This is a genomic window from Carboxylicivirga sp., assembly GCF_982718395.1.
The window spans coordinates 1-8079 of sequence record NZ_CEXQWX010000224.1 but is presented as its reverse complement, the minus strand read 5'-3'; the positions used below and the strand labels follow the sequence as shown (position 1 = coordinate 8079).

The 8079-nt window shown below is 36.8% G+C and carries 7 protein-coding genes and 1 pseudogene; 5 read left to right on the top strand and 3 right to left on the bottom strand.

What is annotated here, in order from left to right; translation table 11 throughout:
- Together AC4MRQ_RS23820 and AC4MRQ_RS23815 are read left to right on the top strand one after the other, a co-directional pair.
- Positions 1-742 (top strand): annotated as a pseudogene (locus AC4MRQ_RS23820) (hypothetical protein); the annotation flags it as partial.
- Positions 732-1919 carry a tetratricopeptide repeat protein gene (locus AC4MRQ_RS23815; protein WP_491200231.1) on the top strand — a complete coding sequence of 396 codons (1188 nt, stop codon included), beginning with the start codon at positions 732-734 and terminating at the stop codon, positions 1917-1919. The pseudogene AC4MRQ_RS23820 and the gene AC4MRQ_RS23815, both read left to right, overlap by 11 nt.
- Before the next feature lie 279 nt (positions 1920-2198).
- Here the strand turns inward: AC4MRQ_RS23815 and AC4MRQ_RS23810 are convergent, their stop codons facing one another.
- Positions 2199-3449: a hypothetical protein gene (locus AC4MRQ_RS23810; RefSeq protein WP_491200230.1), complete on the bottom strand. Its 1251-nt coding sequence runs from the start codon at positions 3447-3449 to the stop codon at positions 2199-2201.
- An 85-nt stretch (positions 3450-3534) separates the two neighbouring features.
- The gene (locus AC4MRQ_RS23805) at positions 3535-3969 is read right to left on the bottom strand and encodes an FKBP-type peptidyl-prolyl cis-trans isomerase (RefSeq protein WP_491200229.1); all 435 of its coding nucleotides are present in this window, start codon (positions 3967-3969) and stop codon (positions 3535-3537) included.
- Positions 3970-4049: 80 nt separating this feature from the next.
- Between AC4MRQ_RS23805 and AC4MRQ_RS23800 the strand changes: the two genes are divergently transcribed.
- The 3 genes from AC4MRQ_RS23800 to AC4MRQ_RS23790 all read left to right on the top strand — a co-directional run bounded on the left by AC4MRQ_RS23800 (position 4050) and on the right by AC4MRQ_RS23790 (position 6150).
- Positions 4050-4838 (top strand): O-methyltransferase, encoded by a 789-nt coding sequence (locus AC4MRQ_RS23800; RefSeq protein WP_491200228.1) that lies wholly within the window; start codon positions 4050-4052, stop codon positions 4836-4838.
- A gap of 139 nt (positions 4839-4977) precedes the next feature.
- On the top strand, positions 4978-5679 hold the full coding sequence (locus AC4MRQ_RS23795; protein WP_491200227.1) for an ABC transporter ATP-binding protein: 702 nt from the start codon (positions 4978-4980) through the stop codon (positions 5677-5679).
- Positions 5680-5928: 249 nt separating this feature from the next.
- Positions 5929-6150 (top strand): DUF2795 domain-containing protein, encoded by a 222-nt coding sequence (locus AC4MRQ_RS23790; RefSeq protein ID WP_143304314.1) that lies wholly within the window; start codon positions 5929-5931, stop codon positions 6148-6150.
- Positions 6151-6180: 30 nt separating this feature from the next.
- Here AC4MRQ_RS23790 and AC4MRQ_RS23785 read toward each other — a convergent pair whose 3' ends face one another.
- Positions 6181-7764 carry an OstA-like protein gene (locus tag AC4MRQ_RS23785; RefSeq protein ID WP_491200226.1) on the bottom strand — a complete coding sequence of 528 codons (1584 nt, stop codon included), beginning with the start codon at positions 7762-7764 and terminating at the stop codon, positions 6181-6183.
- Between the last annotated feature and the right edge of the window lie 315 nt (positions 7765-8079).

The window sequence follows — 8079 nt, the reverse complement described above, 5'->3', positions numbered from 1 at the left end:
GATCTTTGCCAGATCGCATAACAAAACCAATGTAGATTTTGGTGTTTATGTACCCGGTGATTTTCATATTGATCCAAACCTGGGATTTCAATGGAATTGGGTGAAAGTAATGGATTTTAATACCACAGCCGACTTTGAAGCAACTACCTACGGTTTTGGTATGACACCAACAATGGGTGTTGCAGGTGGTTTTATTGTTTTAGATCTGAATTGGAGTTGGAGCGATATTCCGGAATTGGATCAGCCGGCCAAGGTATTTGTTTTTGGTCCAAGGGTTGGTAAAAACTTTCAATTTGGACATCCTGGCCAGAGCCTGGCTGTGTGGGTAGGTGGATTTAGAGTAAAAATGAATACCGGAACTTCAGGTTCATTAGGTATTAACGAAATTTTACCCAACTTAGACGATCAATTACAAGGAGCAATGGAAAAAGTGTCTGACGGACAAGTAAGATTAGATGAATGGTGGAGTGGTTTAACGCTAGGAGAAAAGGCAGATCCAATTAATATTGCTAAATATGCAGCTGCAAACAAAGCTTTAAGCGTTGCCGGAAGTGCTCTTGATGCCGCATCAAGAGCAGAAACAGTACAATATTCGCTTGATAAGCGACAGGAAAAAATGTGGAATTTTGTTGTAGGTTCCCAGTATCAGTATAATAAAAATTGGGCAGTTCGGGCCGAATTAGGCTTTCTTGGCTCACGAACTCAAGTAATAACAGGTTTACAATATCGATTTGGATTATAAAAGAATATATTTCGTCTTACTAATATGCTGTTCAATAATAGCCTTTAATGGAAAGGTTAGAGCTCAGGCACATGTAGATTCGTTAATTGAAAAGGGACAATACTTAAGTGCATATGAGTATTTGTCAGATCAGTCTGATAAAACTGTTGATCTTGTTCTAAAGCAGGCTGAGCTTGTGATGAATCATCATTGGCATAGTTATATGTATCGGCAGTTCTCATTTATTAATCTGCGCGAAGGAGAAGATTTGCTTACTTTAAGAGAAAAGGAACCATATGGTGATACCCCTTTTCGATTTGCTGTTGATACCGTTTTGTTAAATCTTGAAGAAAGCTATCCTGATGATTATCGTATTAAAAAAGCTCTTGGTGATTATTATAACCGGGTTTTCTACGATTTTGGCGATCGCTGGGGAGAACGATCGGAAATATTGATCGAGAAAAGTAAGAAGTATTACATGGAGGCTTATAAATCTGGTGTTTATGATAGTAAGAGTTTGTATGCATTGGGGTATTATCAATCTTTACGCGAAAACTATTTTGAGGCTCAAAACTGGTTTCTGAAATCGTTACAAGAAAACCCTGACAATGCTTTATGCAATTATAGTTTGGCAGTCACCTATCTGTTTGATGGTTTGCCCCGTAAAGGTGTTAGTTATAGCAAAAGAGCCTACGAACTATATCCTGATTCACTCAGTAAATCTGATGCGGCTCGGATAACTGGTATTCTTTTGTTGAAAAGCAATCAGTTGCAGGAAGCAAAAGATTATTTTGTAAAGGCAGACGATTTACATGAGAATTATCGCCCCAATCAATTATACTTATTAAAAGCATCGGTACTTCTTGATGATGATTCTGTTGCATTTGAAACGGGATATGATATTTTACTGGAATCGCCTTATTCACCTGATATACCAAACGAATTAAACAGTTTGTTTCTGGAAGAGAAGAAGCAAAATCTTCTTTATGAGATCTACGATCGGATTATTCTGGCATATCATGATAATGGTGAGGTGCTGGGAAATATTCGCTTCCATTACGGGAAGTTGCTTTTTAAGGAAGGCAAAAAACGAAAATCAAAGCGAATGATTAAACAAGCCGAACAAGATTTCAGACTTGTTTTTGATGAATCGCATCAAGTATTTGATGCAATCGAACAGACGATGGAGTACTTCTGAAACAAGCGCCTACACTGCGAATTAGGGCGTTTAAAGTCAAAAAAGCACCAAGTATCAAAAAAAACTCATTTTTTAGACAAAAAAATACATTTGAGGTGGCTAACTCTCAAATAAATTAATAGTTTTACATCGGTTAAAATTTATTAAAACCAATGGTACCATTGGGTTGCCTACAACGGGAGGCAATTTTCGCTATAGCTATGCGATAATGTCTGAGAGATGCACAAACAGAATTAATTCGTGATTCTTAAATTTTCCAAAAGCTTCTCTCAGATTTTTTTATTCATCAAATCCTGGACGGATAAAACTACGAGCTTCAGGAACAAATTCTTCAATATCCCTTCTTAATTTAGATAAGTGTTTTAAAATATTAAGCGTGCTGTCTTCTTTTTGTGGTATATGCGTCAGTATAGTTTCCCAGGCATTAATACTTTGATCAATTGCTATGAGAGCAATTTTAGCTGAACCATGAGCGTCATAGCAATCTGTTTCAGATCGATTGTCTTTTACCAGGCCTCCAATGCAACGACTTATCTTAGCAGGAATAAAAAGCTGAAACCAGGAAATAGTTTCAAAGGCACACTGTACACCTGTTTCCGGCTCGGCAACAATACGGCTTTCCAGTTCCATCTGGTTTGACTCAAGCCAGCGTTTGGTTTTCTCAGCATATGATTCAGCCTGTTGTTCAAGTGCGTGTTTAGTATTAGGTATAACTTCAGTGTCATCTAAATCTGCCAAAGCATCATTAATATCAATTCCTTTTTTAGAAAGCTCTTCCTCAATTAACTCAGTAGTGGCTTTGAAAATCACCTTGAGTTGATTTTCATTTTTCTTACTATCTGATTCAGGCAAGCATTCCAATTGGCTATTTAAAGCATAAGAGCTACATCGGTTAGTGAATGAACACTTGTTACAGCGTCCATCGCAATAATTATGAATGCCTGTAATGAAATTTTCGTTCTTGGGTTGTTTAATTAAAGCTTTAAACTTTTCAACATCTTGACGTAATGCCGCATCTTCCTCTTCACTGAATTCAGGTAACAGGCTATTAAAGTCAATCATTCCTTTGCTGTGATGGTGACTTTTGTCCTCATTACATTTGAAGCTATAACAAACTTTACAATGACCGGGAAATGGACAATCGTTCTCATCGAATTTGCAGGTCTCTATTTGCACAACACCTTGCTGGCAATGAACGTGTTTTGAGTCCCAATGGTCAATAACAAATTGATATTTTACCGAATTACTAACATCTTCGGGAAACATAAATTCCCAGTTATATGCCCTTAATAATGTTTCTATTGCTTGAAGTAATTCCTTAGTTTGGCTACTGTCTAACCTATCTTTAGGTGGGAATTGGCATTTATCAATACCAACAACTTTTGAAATTCTTTTTGGTTTACCTTGCAAAAATTCGGTTGCAAATAAGCCATCTATCTCTAGTTCTTCTGCTTCCTCACCTAAATTATTGGATGCTTTTTTTGTTGATTCCTCAATTTGTTCTATGAGTTGTCTTATATATGAGTTCATTCAGATTTATCCCTTGAAAGTTGATTCTAAAAGCTAAACAACTGCATGTACAAAGTGTTTAGATCAACATTGAAAAGTGTCTTGTTTAATCTGTTATTTCCAATAGTGCAACATCAAAAATAGTGAGGGCATATGGGCCAATTCTTCCGCCAGAGCCTTTTTTGCCCCAGCCAAGTTCCGGAGGAATGTAAAACTTGTATCTGCTACCTATTGACATCATCTGAAGCCCTTCACTATACCCTTCAATCGTTTCTGTTAAGCTAAATTCCAAAGGAGTCGCATCCTTATAAGTATCATCCAAAACTTTACCTCCCAATAACATGGCGCGCTGATGAACTTTTACAGAAGAGTTACTTCCGGGTTTCGGACCATTGCTTTCCTTTATAATTTCATATTGCAGGCCCGATGCAGTTTCGTGTACCTCGGGCTTGTTCCTGTTTTGAATTAGAAAATCTTCTGTTTTCTTTCGATTTTGCCCCGCTGATCCACTATTTTGTTTTTTACCTTTGCCTTTTGCCATATAATGTATAGTTTGGCTCAAAGATAGGAGCTTTGAATTATAAAAGGACCGGTACTTGTTCATCTTAAAAAGAAAGTGAAGTGAATTTTTTTCAGGTAAGGAGTTATGTGAATTATTTAATAAAGTCTCGACATGCAAAAGGATATGGATTGCACAGTCCTTTTGTATTTAATTTGGTGAGGGATGTTTTTTACAGCAAACATTCTTACTATTCTTTCGAAGAAATTAAGGAGCTAAAAGCTGAACTTATCTCATCGAAGAAGGAAATAAAAATGGTTGATTATGGTGCTGGTAGTATGACCTTTAAAAGTAAAGAGAGAGCAGTATCAGATCTTGTTCGAAATTCGTCAATTGCTCCTAAGTATGGCGAATTATTATTCAGAATAATTCAAACTTCGAAACCTGATAATATCCTTGAGTTGGGAACCTCCATAGGGATCAGTACATTGTATTTGGCCTTGGCAGATAAAAAACGAACAGTATTAACAATCGAAGGATGCCCTGAAACGGCTCATGTTGCAAAAGACGTATTTGCTAAAATGAATTGCATTAATGTTGACCAGATTGTTGGACAATTTGAAGATGTATTACCAGGTGTTGTTTCTCAATACGATAAACTTGATTTTGTATTTTTTGATGGAAATCACCAAAAGCAGGCAACTCTCGACTATTTCAATACTTGCTTGCCAAAGGCAGGTAATAATAGTGTGTTTGTTTTTGACGATATCCATTGGTCAAAAGGGATGGAAGAGGCCTGGGAGATTATCTGCAAACATCCCCGGGTTACCGTTTCGATTGATCTATTTCAATTAGGGGTTGTCTTTTTTCGCCGTGAATGTCAAAAACAACATTTCATAGTAAGATATTAATGATAACTCTACTAAAAGTTTATATTTGTTATGAATGAATTGATCAAACAGATCAAAAGTTAATGAGATTCATTGCTCAATTGATTTGCATTATTAATAAAAAAGCACCTTCCGACAATAACTAAAATGAACCAAACAGATGAAGAACCAGGTTATTGAAATTTCCGATATAAAGAAGTTCTATTACGTGGGAGCCGAAGTGGTAAAGGCTTTACAGGGAGTAAGTTTAACAATTGATAAAGGAGAATACGTTGCTATAATGGGACCATCAGGTTCCGGTAAGTCAACCCTGATGAATATAATTGGAGCCTTAGATACACCTACAGGCGGGAAGTATGTCCTCAATGGAACTGATGTGAGCCGTTTGTCAGATGATGCCTTAGCTGAGATAAGGAATAAAGAGATTGGCTTCGTTTTTCAAACGTTCAACCTATTACCGCGATATACGGCATTGGAAAATGCAATTTTACCACTTATCTATGCGGGGATTTCTAAAAATGAAAGGGAAAAGCGGGGAAATGCAGTAATGGAAAGTGTTGGGCTTGAAGATCGAATGAATCATCGTCCTAATGAAATGTCAGGAGGTCAGCGGCAACGCGTTGCAGTCGCACGTGCTTTAGTGAATAATCCTTCTATTATACTGGCAGATGAACCGACCGGTAACTTAGATTCAAAGACATCTGTAGATATTATGAAGCTGTTTGAGGAAATCCACCAATTGGGTAACACTATTATTGTAGTAACGCATGAGGAAGATATTGCTCAACATGCCCATCGGATCATTCGCTTAAGGGATGGTTTGATCGAATCGGATGTTGTCAATGAGCGTGTTGCTTTATGACGATTCTCGATTATCAGTTGCGTATTCATTTATCTTGTTAGCGATAGAAAATCAGCACTAAAGTTTATACTTTTCTATCATAACAGGCACTAGGAATGTTCATAAGCAAATACTGATCATTAATCAAACAAATTTGTTGATAATAAAATAGCATTGGATTCGAAGTTGTAGGATTGGAATTTTTTTTTATATTCGCAGATAAATAAAACAAGAAAGAACACAATTATATTAATGTTAAATTGAGTTGCTATGTATTGGACACTCGAGCTTGCCTCTAAACTGGAAGATGCACCATGGCCGGCATCAAAGGATGAATTAATTGATTTTGCTATTCGTTCTGGTGCGCCCCTCGAAGTAATCGAGAACCTTCAGGAGATAGAGGACGAAGGAGAAGTTTTTGAAAGCATCGAGGATATTTGGCCGGATTATCCGAGTAAGGAAGACTTCTTTTTTAATGAAGATGAATATTAAGAGAGCAAAAAAGGGGCGAAAGCCCCTTTTTTAGTTATTATCGGTGTCACTAAACTGATAATCGTCGTAGGCCTTGTTGAGTTCATCCATATCAGGCATTTCAGTATGTTTAAAAATATCCCATCGATTTTTAGGTCTTATCGCATCCAACCAGATAAATCCCTGTAGTTTAACATCAGTGTCAGGTAAGAAATATGGAGGGTTTAAATTACCACTTGGATCGGTTCTTAATTTTATACCTGTTATTCTCCTGTCTCTTAAAAAGATTGTTAAGTTACTGCTTTCAGCTCTGTTCACTCCAATCACCGCTTCCTGATCTTTAGGGTAATATATTGTTTGCCCGTTTCCGTCAACATCAATACGGTATATTTCATTATTGCGAATATGCCCAACCATATTGCGACCTTTGATCTGATTATAGCTGAGGCTATCCTCTGGGGCGATAATAAACGCTGAGTTATTAAGTTCAGCTTTGTATAAAGCATTGTTTCGGCTAAATAGTTTTATAGTTTGGGCGGTCATCTGGTTATCCTGAGCCCAAATCACAGGGTTGTTATAAAAAGTATTTGTAGAATCCCTGAAGTCATATACCATTGAGTCGCAACGTCCCTGCATATCTTTTCTGAAGAATTTTACATTGTAGTAAGCTTTTACTAACCGGCTATCTTCCTCATTTAATGGGATGGCCTGCAAAGTATCAGCATGCAAATACAATGTGTCTTTCTGATAAATTTGTTGCAACTCAGCTCTTTGTGTTGCCAGTGCATATTTTGTCAACTCATTATAAAAACCATAATCCCCTGTTATAATCATGTTGTTAGTGGTGTCATGAAGCTCAAAATTTGAAAAAGCTTCACCAATACCAAGCTGTCTGTTATAATAGATGGTATCACCCAATAGAAGGTTTTCCGTGCCCTGGACATAGCTTTGTTTTTCATCTTTAAATAACTGGGCAACGTCATTCTTCGTGTCGTAAAAGCCATCCTCGCTATATATCAGATTATTATCGCTATTAATAAATGTAGGACCTAAGATGCTAGCTACCTCAGTAACTGTATGGTATTTAAGAGTATCTGAGAAGATTGTATATTGTGGGTTGTTAACCACAACAGAATCTTTAAAATGCACTTCACTCCAATCCGGGTAATAATAGCCGAGGTCACTTATCAAAGTGTTTTGGCCGCTCAATACTTCACCACCATTAAAATAATAACCAAAATTTTCAACCCGGTGATAGTCTAAGTATTCTGTAAGGACAGTGATATCCGTTTTTACGATCCGTACATTCTCACGTACTCTGGCGATTCCTTCAAGACTATTATAGGTCAGGTAATCTCCATACAGGTGGATGGAGTCATTTTGAATGATATGTACATGATTAAATGCTTGTATAAATGTAGAGTCTTTGTAATCATGAAAATAAGCACTGTCACAATGCATTAAGGTATTTTCATGTTTAAGCACAACATTACCTATAAGTAATCGCACATTCGGACCAAGCTCTGCTCTTTGTTGACCGAGGTTGGCCTTCACGATTTTGACCTTGGCTCTTTTTTGTGCATTGATTCCAAATGTTGTTATTAGGAATAGAAGGGGGATGATATATTTAATCATTTATTACTGCTTCAAATAATGTAAGGTGCAAAGTTGCTAAAAAAAAAACGTTATTTAAAAGTTGATCTTTGATGATTATTTAGGGATAAATACTGTTTTAATATCTGACCAATGGTTTTGACTTTGCACGTATTTGCTAATCAAGATTCGTTGGTTTAGTAACCTCGTACTATAACTGTAATGGTTGAACAAGGGGCGTGTAAAACTAACTCAACTTCACTTTTATGTAACTGTTTAACGACGGCCCCAAACAAATTGCCAACCCCTTCAAAAACTTTTCCCTTCCAACTTTCATTAAATCAACACATAGGCCTC

Excerpts from the sequence above, each read along its gene's own strand:
- AC4MRQ_RS23810 (WP_491200230.1), bottom strand. The coding sequence starts at position 3,449 with ATGAACTCATATATAAGACAACTCATAGAACAAATTGAGGAATCAACA.
- AC4MRQ_RS23805 (WP_491200229.1), bottom strand. The coding sequence starts at position 3,969 with ATGGCAAAAGGCAAAGGTAAAAAACAAAATAGTGGATCAGCGGGGCAA.
- AC4MRQ_RS23795 (WP_491200227.1), top strand. The coding sequence starts at position 4,978 with ATGAAGAACCAGGTTATTGAAATTTCCGATATAAAGAAGTTCTATTAC.
- AC4MRQ_RS23790 (WP_143304314.1), top strand. The coding sequence starts at position 5,929 with ATGTATTGGACACTCGAGCTTGCCTCTAAACTGGAAGATGCACCATGG.
- AC4MRQ_RS23785 (WP_491200226.1), bottom strand. The coding sequence starts at position 7,764 with ATGATTAAATATATCATCCCCCTTCTATTCCTAATAACAACATTTGGA.